The following is an 18,193-nucleotide window of genomic DNA, read 5'->3' on the forward strand; positions in this document are numbered from 1 at the left end:
ATGACCATGTTGAAGCACCTGCGCCGCTGGCTGGGCCGCGGGGAACCGCCCGCGCCTGATTCGGCCGCATTGGCTCGCGAGGAGGAATTCAAAGCCCGCCTGCGTGAGCGTTGCGCGCGTTTCCGGCGTTTGCTTTCAGCCAACAAAAGCGCCCTGGAAGCCATGAGCGATGTGGAAGAGCGCCTCGGCGGCGCCAAAGCCTTCGGCATGGACTATGTGCGCGCCGTGAGCACCCGCGCGGTGACCGCCGTGTTCCAAATGGTGCGCGAGCTGAACGCTCTGTCCGACAACGGCTACGTCCGCCTGCAGGAGGCTTTTGACCGCATCCGGGGGGACATGGAACGCCTGCTGGCCCAGCCGGAGCATCTCGCGCAAGGGCCGCTGATCTTGCCTCTGTCCGAGGTGCGGCTGGCCGATCTGCCCAGGGTTGGCGGTAAAATGGCCAATCTGGGCGAGCTGGCCGCCAATGTGGGCCTGGCTGTGCCCGACGGCTTTGCGGTGACGGTGGCAGCCTACTATCGTTTCATGGCGTACAATGGCCTGCAGAGCGAGCTGGAGCGCCGTATTCAGGCCACGGACATGCGCAGCCTGGACGAAGTGTTCAGCCTGTCCGCGGCCCTACAGCAATGCGTGCTGGCGGCGCCTCTGCCTCCGGACCTGGAAGCGGCCATTACCGAAGCCGTGGCGGCCATGAAAGCGCGGGCCGGGGACGACCTGCTTCTGGCGCTGCGCAGCAGCGCCGTGGGCGAGGATGCCCTGGGCGTGACCTTTGCCGGGCAGTATCGTTCGGAACTCAACGTGCCTCCCGAAGAGGCCTGCGAAGTCTGGAAGGAAATCGTGGCCAGCAAATATGCGGTCACGGCCATGAGTTACCGCTATCAGCGCGGCATTCCGGATGACGCGGCTCCCATGTCCGTGGGCGTGCTGGCCATGGTTCGGGCTGCGGCGGGCGGCGTGGCCTACAGCCGTGATCCGGTGGCCGCCTCCCAGGGGCGGGAGAGGGTCGTGCTCAACGCCGTGTCCGGTCTGCCCCAGGCCGTGGTGGACGGGGCGGTCACGCCTGATGTTTTTGCATTCAGCCGTGAAAATCCGCCGCATCTGCTGGAAAAGCATCCGGCGGATGCGGAAGCCGCACCCAGCCTCACCGACGCCCAGGCCGCCAAACTGGCCCGCGTGGCCTTGGCCCTGGAAGAATATTACAATGAACCGCAGGACGTGGAATGGGCCCTGGAAGCCGGGGATGGACGCATTGTGGTTTTGCAGAGTCGGCCTTTGCACGAAGCCTACAGGGGGCACGAAGCCTACGGTGAGCGCGAGGCCGAGAGGGGGCGGAATCCGGGCGTTCAGGCGGCGGAACTGCCGCCGGGACTGACCGTGCTGGCGGGCGGCGGCGTGCCGGTGAGCCCCGGCGTGGGCATGGGACCGGCCTTTGTGGCCCGCAAGGAAGCGGACATGCTCTCGTTTCCCGAAGGCGGCGTGCTGGTGGTGGAGCGGGCCTATCCCCGCTGGGCCACGCTGTTGGCGCGGGCCTCCGGTTTGGTCAGCGAAACCGGCGGCATGGCCGGGCATCTGGCCTCCGTGGCCCGTGAATACCGTCTGCCCGCCATTTTCAGCCTGCCGGACGCCTGCGGCCTCCTGGAAAAAGCCGGTGACGTGACCCTGGATGCGGACCGCAATGTGGTTCTGGCCGGGCGTCAGGCCCAGTTGATCCCGTCCGTGAGCGCGCCGCCCAACCTCATGGCGGGCAGCCCCGTGTATCTGCGTCTGGAGGCGCTGGCCCGGCTCATGACTCCCTTGCATCTGCTGGACCCGGACGCGCCGGAATTCGCGCCGCAACATTGCCGGAGCCTGCACGATATCACCCGGTTCTGCCATGAAAAGGCGGTGCGGCTGATGTTCGACGACGATGCGGGCGTCGGCCGGCGCATGGGCAAGCAGCTCAAGGCCGGTGTCAAATTGCAGTACTGGGTGGTGGACATGGGCGGCGGTTTCACCCGGCAGGTCAGCGGCCCGGTGGTGGATTTGTCCGAAATCGCCAGTGGGCCCATGCTGGCCCTTTGGAAAGGCATGGTGGCCGTGCCTTGGGCCGGGCCGCCCGTCAGCGGGGCCGCAGGCTTTATGAGCGTGGTTTTTGAAAGCGCCATGAATCCGGAACTGGAAAGCACCGCGCCCACCACCATGGCGGAACGCAACTTCTTTATCATCGGCGAGCATTACATGATTCTGCAGGCGCGCTACGGCTATCATTTCTGCACCGTGGAATGCCTGGCCGGAGAAGACAGCCATGAAAACTTCGTAAACTTCCAGTTCAAGGGCGGCGCGGCGGACCGAGAGCGCCGCCGCCTGCGCGCCCGGATGCTGGCGGGGCTGCTGGAAGGGCACGGCTTCCGCGCGGACGTCAAGGATGATTCGCTTTTTGCCGTGGCCGAAGGCTTCGGCGCTGTGGAGACTCTGAAGAAAACACGTCTGTTGGGCTATCTGCTGATTCACAGCCGCCAGGTGGACATGATCATGCTGGAAAGCGCCAGGGCCGAGGCACTCAGGGAAAAGCTGGCCGGGGATATGGCCGCCCTGGCCGAAACGTCCCTGAACGCCGGGAAAAAACAGACGCATTGACAGCGCCCGGCCCCTGCCATATTACTATGGCCGTTGACGCATCACGGGCAGTTAGCTCAGCTGGTGGAGCACCGCCCTTACAAGGCGGGGGCCACAGGTTCAAGTCCTGTACTGCCTACCATAAATAAATCAGGAGCTTGGGAGTAAAACCACAAGCTCCTGTTGTTTTAGGGTGATGAGACGGCACAAGCCCCTGGCAATCATGATTGCCAGGGGCTTTTCTATATCTTTGGCTGACGCATATGCCGGTACGCTTGTTTTCTGTACCAGGTTAAAATCCGCCAGTTGGGAGCAGACCGTATCGAGCAGATTGAGCGGGCGGGCGAGGTTTTCGCCTATCGGGCGCAGCTCAAAGCCGGATATCCCGTTCGGCGTAGCCTATGCCTAATGGTGCGTGTTCGGCATTTTCGGGGCGCTTGTCATTGGCCTCCTGGCCTTCCACCAGAAAATCTCCCGCCGTAAACCTATTGGCATAATCCTGCTGACCATAGGCATTATCTGTATGTCTCTCGTCTGACAGGTCTGCCGGAGGTTCAGCGTAGCCGGAAGGCAAAAGGCAGCTGGACCAGCGTATTCACAGGCTGCCCCTTGAGTTTGCCCGGGACGAAGCGCATGCTGCGCGCGGCATCGAGGGCGGCTTCCTCAAAGTAGCCGCCGGGGGTCGCCTTGACCACAACGCAGTTGCGTGGCTTGCCCGCGGTATCCACGACCAGTTGCACGGTTACAGTCCCCTGCACGTTCATGCGGCGCGCCTTGGTGGGATATTCCGGCGCCACCCGGCGGGTGATGCTGGGCCGCTGGTCCAGCGCGTCGTTGTCATATGCGCTGAGCCCTCCCACATTGCGGGGGACGGGTCCGGCAGGCGCGGAGGAGACTGCGGGCGTGGGGGCGGGTTTCGCCTTGGGCGCTGCTTTTTCACGCTTTTTGGGGCTGATTTTTTTCACGTCCGGTTTGGGAAGCGGCTTTAGGACTTCCTGTACCGCTTCTTTGGGTTGCGGTTGCGGCTCTTCCGGGGGCTGCGGAGGCGGTGCGGGCGGTTCGGGAGCTGCCTGTACGGGTGCCGGTTGGCTGGGGGTTGGGGCCAGTTCAGCCAGAGCCACGCGATAGACTCTTTCCGTACTGGTGGTAACATCCCGCGCCAGCAGCAAAAAGCCGCCCAGCAGCAGGGCGTGCATGCCCAGCGAGAAGGCCAGGGCTGTGCCGCGGGTTGCGGTCCGCATGGCTAATTCCCTCCCCTGGCTGTCGGCGTAACCGGCATTGCGGGAGTCGCCGGGGGCTCTTCGACCGGCGTTGATGTGGTGACCAGTCCCACATCGGCGATGCCCGCTCCGCGGATGCGGTCCATGACCTGCATCACCATGCCGTAGGGTACGTCCTTGTCAGCGCGCACGAAAAGCTGCCGGTCCTGTCCCTTGACCTGGACGGCCAGCACATCGGGCAGATCGGCCAGGCCCGTTTCGTATTCGTCCAGGAACAGCGCTCCGTCGGCTTTGATCGTCAGAATGAGGTGATCGTCTTCGGTGGGCAGTACCTCGGAGGACTCCACCTTGGGCAGCGCCACGTCCAGGCCTTCGGTCATCATGGGAGCCGTGACCATGAAGATGATGAGCAGAACCAGCATGACGTCCACAAAGGGAGTCACGTTGATGTCGGCCACGAAATCGTCGTCAGAGGAAGCGGCCATGCCTAGTCCTTTCCTGCGAAGCTGATGCCGTCGCCGTGTTCGGCGGCTTCGTGCTGCAGGCGGTTGAGCAATTGCCCGGCGTAGTTGATGCATACGCCCTCAATGCCGGTCAGCTTGGCCCGAAACATATTATAGCCGCATACCGCGGGAATGGCCACGAACAGGCCGACCGCCGTGGCGATGAGGGCTTCCGCGATTCCTGGAGCGACCGTTGCCAGTGATACGCTCTTCATTTTGGCAATGGCGGTAAAAGAATGCATAATGCCCCATACCGTGCCGAAGAGACCGATAAAAGGAGCGGTGTTGGCCGCAGTGGCCAGCAGGGCCAGGGACGACTTGAGTTTCGCAATTTCCTCGGCAATGCCGAAATGCAGGGCGCGGCGAACGTTGTCGTTAAGCAGGCGTTCCGTATCTCCAGTGCGGGTAATGCGATTGTATTCGCGTACCGCGCGCCGGGTGATGCCGTAGAGAGGAGAGCGCTCGTCAGCTGCGACTATGGGCAGCGCCCGTTTCAGCTCGCCGGCCTTGTCGAAGGCTGACAGGCCTTCATGCGCACGACGCTGCGCAGCGCGTAGCGTCAACCATTTGCCGCACATGTATGTCCAGCTGGCGATGGACATGGCCAGCAGCAGTACCAAGACGAATTTGGAAATAAGAGTCGCTTGCAGTACTGCGTGAATCAAGGAATCCATTCTGTCATTCCCCCTCTATATGAAATTGAAATTTAAATCTCTTTTCATAAAAGGACAAGCCGTTTCACCCGACACGCAGCCGCATGACCGGCATGGCGTCTGCGAAGGTGCTATGCCGGTCTGCCCGCAATGGCCGTAAAATCCGGTGAGAGCGGTTTGTCTGCACGGAGTTTCATTTTGCGACCAGCCAGAAAGTGTGCCTGACCCTTCGCGCGAGAAGAAAGCTCACGATAAAAAGACTTATGGTCAGAGACAGCCACCAGCCCCGTATGCCCAGCAGATCGGGAGAAAGTCCAAGACCCCAGGGGAGTGGCATGCCTGACAGCACATAGCCGACCGGTATGCAGAAAAGCCAATAGACGATTGCCGTGATTACAAAGGGAGCTGTGGTATCCCCCACTCCGCGCAATACGCCGTTGAGGCAGACCTGCATGGAGTCGGCCAGTTGGAAGAAGGCGCCGAAGCGCAGGGCCGAAGCCGCCAGAAGGGCTACCGCCGTGTCTTTTGAGAACATGTATGCGAGACTGGGGGCGCCTGCCAGCATAAGAACAGTAAAAACCAGTCCGATGATGACGCTCAGGGCCATGATGCCCTTGATGGCGTCGCGTGATTCCGCGACGTGCTTTTCTCCCCACAAATTGCCCACCCGTATTGAGGCGGCCATGGAAAGTGCTGCGGGGGTGGCGAAAAACAGCATCATGCAGCTGAAGGCCACCTGGTGGGCCGCAACGGCTGTAACTGTTGTTGTGCTGATAAAAATGGTGATGACGGAGGCAACGAGATATTCGGATGTTATACCGAAAGCAACGGGCAGCCCCAGCTTGAAAAATTGTTTTATGGTCTGAAAGCGCGGCCACTGGATGTGGCGCATAAATCGTCTTGCGGCGAAGTGCTTTGAAAAGCTGATATAAAAGGCGAGCATAAGCAACAGAAGGCCCATGGATATGGCCGAAGAGAGGCCGCAGCCCTGAACTCCCAGGGCCGGTGCTCCAAGGTTGCCGAACATGAGGGCGTAATTGAGAATGGTTTTGCAGCCCACAATGATGACGGCCATGACCGTGACGGGAAAGACGACATTCTGCCCTTCACAGAAAAAGCGCAGGCTGACGGCCATGCCGCCCAGCGGAAGCCCCCAGGCCACGGACCATATGTACGCGCGGGAGGTCTGCATGAGTTGGGCGTCCGCGCCGAACCAAGCGGCGTACTGCGAAAGCGGGATGATGATGCACGAGGCCGCGAGCCCCAGAACGCCGCCCATCCAGAGTCCCTGGTGGCCCAGAACCACCGCGCCGTCCCGGTTTCCCGCGCCGTGACTTTGCGCCACGAGGATCAACACGCTGATGAGTATGCCGATCACGAACATATAGACGGGCATCCAGATGGCCACGCCGACAGCCACGCCGCCAAGCTCGACTGTTCCCAAGCGCGCGGCCATGGCCGTATCAATGATGCCGTTGGCGATCTGGGCGTACTGGGAGATCAGCAACGGTCCGAATATTTTGAAAATATGCGGAGCTTCCTGACGCAGGGCTCTGAAATAGGGCATCATGTTCTCCAAAAAAACGGGTTGAATGCTGTCATTCCCAGCCAATCTGAACAAGTCTATCCGTCCCGGCTTCTTAAAACTGCTCCATTCGGCAGAAAATATGTACAAAAGCGTCACGGGTTCCCGGCCGTCCGGCTACCATGCCGGTGGGATATAGCCCGCGGCCGCCGCCACGGCGTATACGGCGCTGCCCAGAAACAGCAGAAGAATGATGGCCTGCACCGGGCGGCAGGCATACCAGCCGCACTGCCACGGCAGGCGCTCGGGGTTGGCCTTGCGCGCGCGGTTCAGCATGAATATGGGCAGGGTGGCTATAAACACGCCCCCGAAGGTTCCGGCGAAGTAAAGCGCGTCCACAAAGTTCGCGGCATTGGAATATGCCATGAAAAAGGGAGGAATGCAGACCAGGGTGAGCACGAAAAGACGCTTTGCCGGGATGGTGTCCCTTCCGATCATAAAGTGGTCAAAAATATTGCTTACAAGGCTGCCGCTCAGGCCCCAGTATGAGGTCAGCATGGCCAGCAGCGCGAAAACATTGGCCGTGTAGTACGCCCATACGCCAAGCGTGGTTCCCCAGGTGATGGTCGCCACCTGGCTCAGATTTTCCATGCCGTCCAGGCTGATGACGGCGGCGGGCACCGCGGCCAGCAGGATGAAGCTGCCCGCGATTCCCGCGATGATGGCAGGAGCGAGCCTGCGGGGCGTGTCCTTGTTGCCGCGGGCGATTTCAGGAACCATGTACTGGGCTGAAAAACAGAAAACCGCAATGTTGAAAACCGGCAGCATATTCGGCCATTGCGCCTGCCACAGGTTTTGCAGGGTGGATTTTTCATGGGTGATGGTCGCCGCAATGAGAGTGGCGATGAGCAGCACCATGGAGCCGCTAATCAATGTTATGCCTTTGCCCACAGCCTTCAGGCCCGTGTACAGTATGATGACGGCGGGGATGAAGAACAGCAGGCTGCCGATGGGCCTGGTGACGCCCATTGAGCCGAAGAAACTGTTCATGATTTCTCCACTGCCTGCTATGTAGGCCGTCAGCGCGCCGTAGCTGTTGGCCGCCACGCCCGCGAAAAGCAGCCATGCGCCCGCCCTGCCCAGATGGTGCTCCGCAAGTCCGCTGAGCTGGTGGTTGCCCTTGGTGCGCAGGCATATTTCCGCGACATACAGCATGGAAATGCATGTAAAAATACCGGCGACGGCAAGCCAGAGCAGCAGGGGCAAGTAACCGGCCTTGCGCGAGGCATAGGCCAGTCCCAGTATGCCTGCGCCGATATTGGTGCCGACGATGATTCCTATGCTTTCCGCAAGAGTGAGTTTGTGCAGGGAGAGGCCGGAGTCACGAACAGGGATGTTTTTGCTGTCCAAAGCAGAACCTACATATGGCCGCACGTGGGTTTCCAAGGGAAAGCCTCCTATATTGCGGGCACGTTTTCATGCGCGCGGGCATGCAGATATTCGAGCGTTTGCCCGCACAGCCATCCGGCGACCGTCAGCCATATGAAGGCCAGCCCGTATTCATATCCGGGAACCAGCGCCAGAAGCAGGCCCGGATCTTGGACGCCGAAGAGTTTGAGGTATTCAGCCGCGGCGTCCGCGATCCCCCAGAGGGCCGCCGCGTAGCAGGCGGCTCTGAGGCCTCCTGTAAATCTGCTGAGAAAGGCATGGCACAGGGCCAGAGCTATGCACGGCGGATAGATGAATTGCAGTATTGGCGTAGCCCAGGTGAATATGGCTTCAAATCCGGCGCAACTGACGATGAATGCCGTCAGAAAGCAGAGCAGGGAGGCAGTTTTGTAGGATATTTTCCCCCCTGAAGCCTCTTCGATAAAGGAAGCCGTTCCGGCAAGCAGTCCTATGGCTGTGCTCAGGCAGGCCATGAAAAGGCAAAAATTGAAGACTATGCCTCCCGCCACACCGAGTTGCACCAAAGCGAGGGTGGCTGAGAGTTTGGCATAGCTCAGATCGGGAAAGACGCTGCTGGCCGTGCTGCCTCTGTACATCTCGCCGAATTGCGCGCAGGCCATGATCAGAAAGCCCAACAGGCCCGCCACGGCCAGAGCGCGATTGACGGACCGCGTATCGTTGCCCAGACGCATTTGCAGGTCATAGATGATAAAGCCCGAAAACATGATGGCGCAGATAAGGTCCATGGTCTGGTAGCCGTTGATGAATCCGTAGCCCAGCGGGTGAAGCGCATAGTTTTTCCCGGCGGCCTCGCCGACAGGCATGTATATGGAGACCGCTATGATAATGATTTCCATAAGCAGAAAGACGGGAACAAGTATTTTCCCGACCCGGTTAACAATGGCGCCCTTCTGATAGAAGAACCACAGCGTCACAAGGTAAAAGGCAAGCATGAACAATATGGACAGCAGAAAGGCGCGACCCCCGGCCTCTATGGAAAAAAGCCTGCTGACGGCGTCCCAGGATGCCGCGCTCATGCGGGGCACGGCAAAGAGCGGCCCGAGAGCCAATACAGTGATGCCGCCGTAGATCAGGCAGAATTTGCGGCCGACGTTTCGCGTCAGGCCGTAAAATGTGGCCTTGCCCTTGCTGACGGCCAGATATCCCAGCCATGGCAGAAAAATGCCCGAAAGGAAAAAGCCCATGAAGGCCACGGGGTAGCTCAGGCCGGAATCCCGCCCCCAGGTTGTGGGCCAGAGCATGGAAGCCGCCCCAAAATGCAGGGAAAAGATGGTCGCCGAGACCAGAAGGAGAGCGCGGAAAGACAATTTGGCGCGTGGTATTTTGCCCATGCTACCTCCGCCATACGGGGCAGGGAGTGAATGTTGCTGCTGGTTTTATTTGAAATATCGCCTTGTTGTGAAAAAGATCAGGCCTGCCCGGCGTCGAACACGCGTCGCAGTACGGCCATGTCGCGGCTGTCGATGTCGTCGGTGGAAGCGTGCGTGCCGGGCGAAGACGGGGCGGAGGGGATTTTCCCCGTTTCATCAATGCGTCGGCACAGGGCGTTGACGGTCTTTGTCTCAAACACGTCCTTCATGCTGAAGGTGATGCCCTCTTCCTGTGCCAGGCGTATCATATGCAGCACATGCACGGAGTTGCCGCCAAGTTCGATAAAGGACGTGTCACGATCCACCGGGTGCATGCGCAATATTTTTTCCCAGATGGCGGCAATGACATCTTCCATCCGGCGCGCCCCGGCGCGGCTTTCCCCGCCCTGCGGCTGGGATATTCCGGCATGTTCGACGGGTTCGGCCGGGGGGTGGACAGCGGGCGTTTCTTCCGGGGAGATCCAGATGCGCCTTTTCCGCATGGGAAGCTGCGGCAGGGGGCAGCGGCGCGCGTCAGCGCGGATGCCCCGCCAATCTATGTCCGCCCCGTTGAGCCACAATTCTTCCGCTATCGATGCCGGGACCTGATGCCCGCCGTCTTCGGCAAAGGGAGGGAAGGCGATAATGTCCGGGCCGACATGCTGCCGCAAAAGGGAAGACAGCACACTGCCCGGACCGATTTCCAGCGCCATGCGCGGGGTGGCGAAGGCCGTCTCGAGGCATGCGTCGAATCGCACGCAGGAGCGGATGTGGCGTACCCAATACTGGGGCGACGCCATTTCATCTCCCGCCCAGCGGCCGGTGACGTTGCTGATGACCGGAATGGACGGGGCGTTCATGGGGATGGAAGCGGCAACAGTCTCAAAAACTTCGAGAATGCCGTCCATGGCGGAGGAATGGAAGGCATGGGACGTGCGCAGGAAAATACCGGCCCCGCCTGCGCATTCCAGCGCCTCCCGCGCCTGCTCCAGAATATTCTCCGGCCCGGAAAGCACGCAATTGGACCGGCTGTTGATGACGACTGTTTCCATTCGGTCCAGAAGGGGGCCAAGGGCCAGGCTCAACTTTTCGCGCGGCAGCAGGGCCGCGAGCATTCTTCCTTCGGGGGCCTGCTGCATCAGGGCTCCGCGTTTTGTAACCAGCCGGGCCGCGTCCACCGGCGTGAACACTCCGGCGAAGCAGGCGGCGGCAATTTCGCCCAAACTGTGTCCCAGCAGGCATGCAGGCCGGACTCCCGCTTCCTCGAGCAGGGTGGCCAGGGAAAGCTCAAGGGCGAAAAGAACCGGCTGCATCATGTCGGTCCGTGTGATGCGCCCAAAAGAACCCGGCTCGTCATCCCAGCTCTCGCGCAGCAGATTGAGAATGTCCGGACCCCCCGCCGCAAGAATATGCCTGCGGTTTTCGGCCAGCAGTTCACGAAAGCGCGGGTTTTGCCGGTAAAGACTCCGCAGCATGTGGGGCGACTGCGAACCCTGGCCCGGGAAAAGGAAGCAGATTTCTTTTTTGCCGTCCGCGCTTTTTACGGGAAAGCGATCATGATTGCCGAGCGCGGCGAGAACGTCCTGTGGGGCCTGGCCTGTGACAATGCGCCGTAAACGCCCGTGCCGACGCCCGGTGGCGAGGGTAAAGGCGAGGTCCCGCAGTGGGGGAGGGCTTGGCTCTTCACGCTGAAGGCAGGTGGAAAGGGCCTGCTCAAGCCTCTCCATTTCCCGCTCCGTGTCCGCCGACAGGAAGAGAGGCTGGGGCTCGGGCGGGGAGGATACCGGGGTGGACGTTTTTTGCCGTGCGCCCTGCAGGATCATGTGCACATTGGTGCCGCCGAATCCGAATGAGCTGACTCCGCCGATACGGTTTTGCGGGTCGTCGTCAAGAGGACGCGGCTCCGCGTTGACCTCGAACGGGGCGATGCCGTCGCCGAAGCGGGGATTGATGCGGGTGAAGTTGGCGGTGCCGGGAAATACGCCGTGGTGCAGACTGAGCGCTGCCTTGATGAATCCGGCCATGCCGGAAGTGGCGTCAAGGTGCCCCACGTTGCCCTTGACAGAACCCAGATATACAGCGCTCTTTTTCTCATGACCGGCATAGGCCGCGCGCAGGGCCGCCACTTCTATCGGATCCCCCAGAGGTGTAGCTGTGCCGTGCCCCTCCACAAAAGCCATGTCGGACGGGCATACCCCGGCCATGAGCATGGCCTCCTGTATGACGGCGGCCTGGGCGGCCAGGTTGGGAGCCGTGAAGCTGACTTTTTCCCGCCCGTCGTTATTGATGGCGCTGCCGCGTATGACGGCCCAGATTCCGTCTCCGGCTTCCACGGCGTCTTCCAGCCTCTTCAGCACAACCGCCGCGACGCCGCTGCCGAAGATCGTTCCGGCGGCGTTTGCGTCGTAAGGTCGGCAGCGGCCGTCCGGCGAGCGCATGCCGCCGGGTATGTACATATAGCCAAGTTCGGCGGGCAGGGGGATTGTCGCCGCGCCGGCGAGGGCTCTGTCGCACTCGCCGGAAACAAGCGCCTGGCAAGCCATATGCAGGGCGGCCATCGACGATGAGCAGGCGGTCTGGACGCTGACGGCTGGGCCGCGCAGCCCCAGTCTGTAGGCTATGCGGGTGGCGAGATAGTCCTTGTCGTTTCCGAGCAGCACCTCAAAGGGATCGAGCGTTCCCGTCAGCATGTGGCTGTACAGGTTGCCCAGCATGTATGAGCTTATGTTGACGCTGGCATAGACGCCGGTTCGCTTTTTTTCGGCGTCGGGCCGCGTGTCGCCGGAATTTTCCAGCGCGCGCCAGGCCGTCTCCAGCAGCAGGCGGTGCTGCGGGTCCATAATTTCGGCTTCAGCCGTGGAAAGGCCGAAAAAGTCCGGGTCAAAGAACTCCACATCCTCAAGGCGGCAGCACATGCGGACATATCCGGGAAGCCGCCAGACGTTTTTATGCGGACCCGCGTTGAGCGCCTGTTCACCGACAGGGCTCATGGCCTGCCGACCGGCCAGAAGATTTTCCCAGAATTCCTCAAGCGAGGCCGCGCCCGGAAAACGGCAGGCCATGCCCACCACGGCCAGAAAATCATTTTGTGTTTTGTTGCAGTCCATCAGTAATGCTCCCGCCGGAAAGAAGCCGCTCTCGCGGCGATTCTGCGCGCCCGCATGCCGGAAGGCGGCTGCCCCTGCGCGGGCGCGCATGCCTGAGGCCTTCCGCCTACCTCACGCCTGCGCAACAGGGCCGCCTGACTTTCAATCGTGGGGTGTCGGAACAACTCGGTGAGGGGGAACTCCGTGTGGAATTCTTTCTGGATGCTTTCGTGAAGCTGGACGAGTAAAAGAGAATTGCCGCCGGCTTCAAAAAAGTTTTTTTCCGTGCAGATGTTCTGAAGGCCGATGGCTTCCCGCCACAACCTTTCAAGAGTCCTTTTGACGCTGTCCCCGATCGTCGGCATACCGGACGGACGTTCCGTATTTTCCGTCTCCAGAGATTTCAGAAGAGTTTGCCTGTCGATTTTTCCCGAGGGCGTCCGGGGCCACTGGGCGACCACCCTTATATTGTCCGGCACCATTACGGTTGGAAGCCTTTCGAGCAAAAAACCGCGTAACTCCTGCGCATAGCGGTCCTGTTGTTCTTCCGGAACGTGATTTTCCATGATAATGAAACCGGCCAGACGCTGATGCCCGAATCTGTCACTCCAAATCCCGACAACGGCCTCCTGCACGCCCACGTATGCCTGCATAGCATCCCTGACTGCATCGGCCTCGATGCGAACGCCGCGTATTTTTATCTGCTGATCCCTGCGTCCCAGATAGTGGAGGTTACCGTTCTCATCTATCCGGCCCAGATCACCGATGCGGAACCAGCGGCGTTGGCCGTCCTCGCCGTCAAGGCGCAGGAAGGCTCTGTTATGGTCAGGCGTCCTGTAACCCCGCGCCAGGCTCGGCCCGGCGATATGAATGACGCCCGTGCTTCCGGCCGCGACCGGCAGGGAGAAATCGTCCATAAGAGCCACACTGGTCCCGTCAATGGGGACGCCGAGCGGCACGTCCTTCATGGCGGCGACATCTTCCGCATTGTCCCCGGATATGCAGAAATACGTGGCGTCCATGACTTCGGTGGAGCCGTAGAGATTTACGATGAGAATACCGGGGATGGCCCTGACGACAGAAACCGCCAGCTCCGGGGCAAGGGGTTCGCCGCTGCTCAGAATGGTTTTCAGACCGGGCAGTCTTCCCGCGATTCCTCCCGGGACCCGCGTCATGGCTGAGAGCAGGGAGGGGACAAGGACGATCTGCGTTACCCCGTGGCGTTCCATTTCCTCCACCATGGCGGGCACATTCCGGGCCGGGGCGCGGTCTGTGATCAGAAGCGGCGTTCCGGCCAGCAGCGCGCCGAAAACTTCCCACAAAAAATCCACAAAAAGCGGAGACGTCTTGAGGTAGGCCAGGTCGCCGTCCTGCCAGGGCAGGCGACGCCACATCCATTCCCACCGATGGGCCATGGCTCCGTGCGTAAGTTCTATCCCCTTGGGAATGCCCGTACTGCCGGAGGTGTGGAGAATGCATGCCAGGTCTTCGGCGGAGGTCGTGCACGCGGGCGGAGGCGGAGGGAGTTGGGCGGCGTAATCCAACCGGAGGGGAGCGGGCAGCAGGCGGACGGCCCCATCGGGCAATCCGCTCCGGCACAGGGCTTCCAGATGCTCGGGGACGGCAACAAGAATGGATGCGCCGGAAGATAAAATAATATCTCTGTTGCGGGTGGACGGATGGTCGGGGTCGAGAGGAACCCAGGCCGCTCCCGTGCGCCATACGGCGAGCATGACGACAATCAGATCCAGGGGCGAGGCTGGCATCAGGGCCACGATTTTTCCGGGACCAAGGCCCTGTCCGCTCAGAAGGCGTGCCGCGCCGTCAACCATGGCCGCAAGCCGGGCATAGGTGATATCCTGTTCCGGCGCATCCGCATGCCTGGGTGGACGGATTTTCAGGGCCACGGATTCGAAGCGGGTGTGGACGCAGCCCATAAACCTGCTCCAGACATCCCGAAATGCATGGGGCTTTTCAGGTCCGGAAATGACGGATTCATGACCGCTGAAGGGAAAAGAAAAAATTTCGGGGTCACGCAGCAGCACGCGCAAGGGGGGAGCGGGATCGGATGCCAACTTTTCCGCCATGACGGACAAGGCCCGGCAGGCGGCCTTTGCGGTCTGAAGGGAAAAAATATCCGTGGCATAGGTCAGGTAGAGGGTGTGTCCTTTCGTCCCGGGCTCGACAAGCAGCTCCATATCCAGGTGGGTCGAGTTTGAGGGAACAAAGATGGAGCGCAGTTCAAGACCTGCAGGCAGATTGCGCGGCATAGGCGCGTTCTGGTAGGTGAGGGCCGCCTGGTATACAGGGTTGCGGCTTATGTCGAGGTTCTGTCCCAGGCCCTCGGCGATAAACTGGAAGGGCAACCCGGCGTGCTCAAGGGAGAGCAGCACGCTTTGCCGGATGTTCCGGAGGTGGGAGATAAAGTCCGCGTCGGAGTTAATATCCGTCCTGACCACAAGATTGTTCAGAAAAAATCCTACCATCCGCTCTGTCAGCGGATGTTCCCTGCCGGATATGGAACTGCCGACGGCAAAGGAGGACTGTCCGGACATGCGGCCCAAGATAAGGGCGTATATTGCCAGCCAGGCCATGAAGGGGGTGGCTCCATGCCGGTGGGCCAGTGCGTCGATGGCGGAACTGACTTTGTGCGGTACGGAAAAGGAAAGGGTATGCCCCTTGAAGCTCTGCACGTCGGGCCGGGGGAAATCTGGGCGCACTTCCAGACTGGGCAGATCGTCCAGGTGCTTTTTCCACCAATCTCTTTCCTGCCGGGCATGCGGCCCGTCCATGCCGGCCCGCTGCCATCGGGCGAAGCGCGCATAGCTTGGCGGTTTCGGCAGGTCCGGGACGTTTCCCGTGCATATGCCTTCGTAGACGGCGAAAAGTTCATCAAGAAAGACAGCCAGCGACCAGCCGTCAAAAATAATATGATGAAACGTATAAAGCAGTGTATGGCTGGTATCCTCAAGTTGATAGAGCGTGCCGCGCGCCAGAGGGCCGGAAGCCAGGGAAAAACCGGTCGCAGCTTCTTTTTTCATGGCTTCCCGAAGCGTTTTTTGCCGCTGCGCGCGGTCGGAGGCTCGTATGTCGACCATGCGCAGGGCGCATTGTTCCGCATCAATATGCTTCAGTTCCGGCGTGCCGTCCGGCGTGGCGGGGAAGACACTTGTGAGGCATTCATGCCTGGCAATGACCGCAAGCCATGCCTGCCAGAAAGCCCTATGATTCAAGCTTCCTGTAATTTCAAGGCCGAATGGGATATTGTAGAAAGGATTTTCCGGGGAGAGACGATCCATGAACCAGAGGCGCTCCTGAGCAAGAGAAAGCCCGTTTGCGCCTTCATTCTCCGGGATCATTTCCCACGGCGGCGCATCATGCGGTTCGGCCGGACCTTTTTCAGCGGCGGCCTGTTTTTGAGGGTAGATGGAAGCCGCGAGGGCAGCCAGTTCCTCAAGGGACAGAGCCCGCAGATTTTTCCCGGATATGGTCACGTTGAACCTCCATGGCGGGAAGGAAAGCGTCGTTGACAGGAACCCGCCGGATTTCCCCGGCGGGTTCCCAATGCGGTCAGAAGCGGTAGGCCAGCTCCACGCCGAAGGTCTGCGGAGGCGCCATGACGCCTATGGACGTTGTGGATGCATAGGACTGAAGGTAACGCGTACCGAAAATATTTTTTCCGTACAGATAGATGTCGAAGTTGTCCCCTTCATATCCGAGACGCGCGTTGAAGACGGTTACGGGATCACGGTAATAGTCATTGGCGTCATCCCAGTAGAGCTTGTCGGCATAGATGGCTTCCATGCGGGCGAAGACTCCTGAGGAATGCCTGTACTGCAACCCGGCGGTGCCGGAAAAGGTCGGCGTGTAGGGAATGCGCTTGCCGTCATAGGAGACGTCCCTGCCGGTCGTGGTATCCATTGTTCTGTAGTCGTCATACTGCGCATAGGTATAGCCGCCGCTCAGATCGAATTCGAGGCCTTCGAGTATCCTCCAGGTAAGGTCCAGTTCTGCGCCGTAGCTGGAAGCCCTGCCGGCGTTTCTCGCCACATACGCGGCAAGGGTGGGGTTGTATTCCATGATCTGGAGATTTTCGAAGGTCGAGTAAAACAAGCTCAGATTTGCCAGGAATTTGTTGTCAAACCAGCCGGTTTTGGCGCCGATTTCATAGTTCCAGGCGGTCTGGGAATCGTAGGTGAGCTCGGTCGGCGTGGAAGCACCGTAGTTGAAGCCGCCGGGCACGGCACTGCGACTCACGCCCGCGTAGATCATGTCGCTGGGGTTTATCTGCCAGGTGAGCGCAAAACGGGGCAGCAGCTCGCTCCAGCTCTTGTCCGGGCTGGTCTCCATGGGTTTGGAACCGAAAAGCGCCTGCATGTCGCTGTTGGGCTCATATTTGATGGTGGCGGACTTGTAGGCGTTATACCAGCGCAATCCGGCGATGGCATGGACCGATTCCGTAAGCGGAATGTCAATCTGGCCGAAGGGCGCTATTTCCTGAGTGGTTTGCTTGAAGGGCTGATTCAGTGATATGTTGTCGAAGCCATACATGGGCATGTAATTGGCGTAGATGTTTTTGATGTCCAGGTCGGTATAACTTCCGTACAGCCCGAGCAGCCACTGCACTTTACTGTCTTCAGGGGAATTGAGCCGGAATTCCTGGGTGACTTCTTTGCGTACGATATTACGGCCGGAGGTGTCCGCCATAGGCATCACCGGATTGAGATATGCCTGGAAGTCTATGGTTTCAGTGCGATAGGTCGTTACGGAGTTGAAGGTCATGAAGTCCATGTCCACCGAGGCGGTCAGGGCCAGGTTCAGGGTGTCGCTGTCGGAGTAGTCCTTGTTGGTGGAAAAGGAGTCCAGAGTCGGTTCGTCTCCCTTGATGTAGGCGGGCCGCTCGCGCGAGCGGGTGTAGTCGCCGTGCAGGGAAATATCAACCTGCTTTGTAGGCGTGAGGCGAAGCGTTCCCTTGAACCTGTCTTTCTGACTGGTATTGCTTCTGTCGCGGCCCGAGACGTCCATGTAGCCTTCCGACTGATCATGCATGGCGGACAGGGAGATATAGAACAGGTCTTCTTTCAGAGGGCCGCTCACGGTTCCGCCGAGGGCGTAGCCCTCATATGACTCGGCGCGGGTAAAGACCTTCCCCCTGATAGTATTGTCCGGCTTTTTGGAGATGACGTTGATAATGCCGCCGAAGGAGTTTTTGCCGTACATGACGCTCTGCGGACCTCGCAGCACTTCGACCCGTTCGATGTCCAGAAGAGAGGCGTCCATGTTCATAAAAGTGTCCGCGGGAACGCCATCCACATAGATCACCAGTGGGTTGGTTTCCGTGGGGATGACCGTGGGCGCGCCGCGAAAGGACATATAGTTCATGCCGCCCATGCCCCGGTTGACGGAGAGGTTGGGTACGCGCCGCAACACGTCGTCAATCTTGGTGACGCCCTTGTCGTCAAGCTGTTGTGAATCCAGCACGGTCAAGGTCATGGGCGTCTTCTGTACCTCGGTTTTTCTTTTATCCACCGTCACGATAACCGGCGGCAGTCCGTACGGCGTGGCATTATTGGTTTTTGCCTCATCCGTGCCCGAATTTTGCCGGGGTTCTTTGGCGTCGTCTTCCTCCGCCATGGCGACGACTGGCGCAGCGCACAGGCATGCGGTGATCATAAGGTACAGGCAGTAGTTGCCAAGTTTGCTCTTGGCTGGCGACATGGGTTCCTCCTTAGAAATAAAAATGAATTTCTTTTTCAATTGGACGACGTGCGTCCACCCCCAATACGTGTGTT

General features: G+C 60.1%; 10 protein-coding genes and 1 tRNA gene. 2 read left to right on the top strand and 9 right to left on the bottom strand.

Annotated elements, in window-relative coordinates:
• Together HMPREF1022_RS00155 and HMPREF1022_RS00160 are read left to right on the top strand one after the other, a co-directional pair.
• Positions 1 to 2,616 (top strand): PEP/pyruvate-binding domain-containing protein, encoded by a 2,616-nt coding sequence (locus HMPREF1022_RS00155; RefSeq protein WP_009301342.1) that lies wholly within the window; start codon positions 1 to 3, stop codon positions 2,614 to 2,616.
• A 45-nt stretch (positions 2,617 to 2,661) separates the two neighbouring features.
• Positions 2,662 to 2,737 (top strand) — tRNA-Val (locus HMPREF1022_RS00160).
• Positions 2,738 to 3,149: 412 nt separating this feature from the next.
• On the opposite strand, the gene HMPREF1022_RS00165 is transcribed toward HMPREF1022_RS00160, so the two are convergent.
• The 9 genes from HMPREF1022_RS00165 to HMPREF1022_RS00205 form a co-directional block, all read right to left on the bottom strand.
• The gene (locus tag HMPREF1022_RS00165) at positions 3,150 to 3,836 is read right to left on the bottom strand and encodes an energy transducer TonB (RefSeq protein WP_009301344.1); all 687 of its coding nucleotides are present in this window, start codon (positions 3,834 to 3,836) and stop codon (positions 3,150 to 3,152) included.
• Between the two features lie 2 nt (positions 3,837 to 3,838).
• Positions 3,839 to 4,300: a protein TolR gene (gene tolR / locus HMPREF1022_RS00170; protein ID WP_009301346.1), complete on the bottom strand. Its 462-nt coding sequence runs from the start codon at positions 4,298 to 4,300 to the stop codon at positions 3,839 to 3,841.
• A gap of 2 nt (positions 4,301 to 4,302) precedes the next feature.
• Positions 4,303 to 4,992, bottom strand: a complete 690-nt coding sequence (locus tag HMPREF1022_RS00175; RefSeq protein ID WP_008683695.1) for a MotA/TolQ/ExbB proton channel family protein — start codon at positions 4,990 to 4,992, stop codon at positions 4,303 to 4,305.
• A 172-nt stretch (positions 4,993 to 5,164) separates the two neighbouring features.
• Positions 5,165 to 6,538, bottom strand: a complete 1,374-nt coding sequence (locus tag HMPREF1022_RS00180) for an MATE family efflux transporter (protein WP_009301349.1) — start codon at positions 6,536 to 6,538, stop codon at positions 5,165 to 5,167.
• A gap of 135 nt (positions 6,539 to 6,673) precedes the next feature.
• A complete protein-coding gene (locus tag HMPREF1022_RS00185) occupies positions 6,674 to 7,942 on the bottom strand; it encodes an aromatic amino acid transport family protein (protein ID WP_009301351.1) in 1,269 nt (422 codons plus the stop codon).
• Between the two features lie 11 nt (positions 7,943 to 7,953).
• Positions 7,954 to 9,297: a branched-chain amino acid transport system II carrier protein gene (locus HMPREF1022_RS00190; protein WP_009301353.1), complete on the bottom strand. Its 1,344-nt coding sequence runs from the start codon at positions 9,295 to 9,297 to the stop codon at positions 7,954 to 7,956.
• A gap of 77 nt (positions 9,298 to 9,374) precedes the next feature.
• Complete coding sequence (locus HMPREF1022_RS00195) at positions 9,375 to 12,422, bottom strand: type I polyketide synthase (RefSeq protein WP_009301355.1); 3,048 nt, start codon at positions 12,420 to 12,422, stop codon at positions 9,375 to 9,377.
• Positions 12,422 to 15,895, bottom strand: a complete 3,474-nt coding sequence (locus HMPREF1022_RS00200) for a non-ribosomal peptide synthetase (protein ID WP_009301357.1) — start codon at positions 15,893 to 15,895, stop codon at positions 12,422 to 12,424. Before HMPREF1022_RS00200 ends, HMPREF1022_RS00195 begins: the two co-directional genes overlap by 1 nt.
• 76 nt (positions 15,896 to 15,971) lie before the next feature.
• A complete protein-coding gene (locus HMPREF1022_RS00205; RefSeq protein WP_009301359.1) occupies positions 15,972 to 18,119 on the bottom strand; it encodes a TonB-dependent receptor in 2,148 nt (715 codons plus the stop codon).
• Between the last annotated feature and the right edge of the window lie 74 nt (positions 18,120 to 18,193).

Source organism: Desulfovibrio sp. 6_1_46AFAA (assembly GCF_000224635.1).
GTDB lineage: Bacteria > Desulfobacterota > Desulfovibrionia > Desulfovibrionales > Desulfovibrionaceae > Desulfovibrio > Desulfovibrio fairfieldensis.

What these genes read in the sequence shown, in the direction of transcription:
- tolR (WP_009301346.1), bottom strand. Translation starts at nt 4,300, where the DNA reads ATGGCCGCTTCCTCTGACGACGATTTCGTGGCCGACATCAACGTGACT.
- HMPREF1022_RS00195 (WP_009301355.1), bottom strand. Translation starts at nt 12,422, where the DNA reads ATGGACTGCAACAAAACACAAAATGATTTTCTGGCCGTGGTGGGCATG.
- HMPREF1022_RS00175 (WP_008683695.1), bottom strand. Translation starts at nt 4,992, where the DNA reads ATGGATTCCTTGATTCACGCAGTACTGCAAGCGACTCTTATTTCCAAA.
- HMPREF1022_RS00165 (WP_009301344.1), bottom strand. Translation starts at nt 3,836, where the DNA reads ATGCGGACCGCAACCCGCGGCACAGCCCTGGCCTTCTCGCTGGGCATG.
- HMPREF1022_RS00190 (WP_009301353.1), bottom strand. Translation starts at nt 9,297, where the DNA reads ATGGGCAAAATACCACGCGCCAAATTGTCTTTCCGCGCTCTCCTTCTG.
- HMPREF1022_RS00180 (WP_009301349.1), bottom strand. Translation starts at nt 6,538, where the DNA reads ATGCCCTATTTCAGAGCCCTGCGTCAGGAAGCTCCGCATATTTTCAAA.
- HMPREF1022_RS00155 (WP_009301342.1), top strand. Translation starts at nt 1, where the DNA reads ATGACCATGTTGAAGCACCTGCGCCGCTGGCTGGGCCGCGGGGAACCG.
- HMPREF1022_RS00205 (WP_009301359.1), bottom strand. Translation starts at nt 18,119, where the DNA reads ATGTCGCCAGCCAAGAGCAAACTTGGCAACTACTGCCTGTACCTTATG.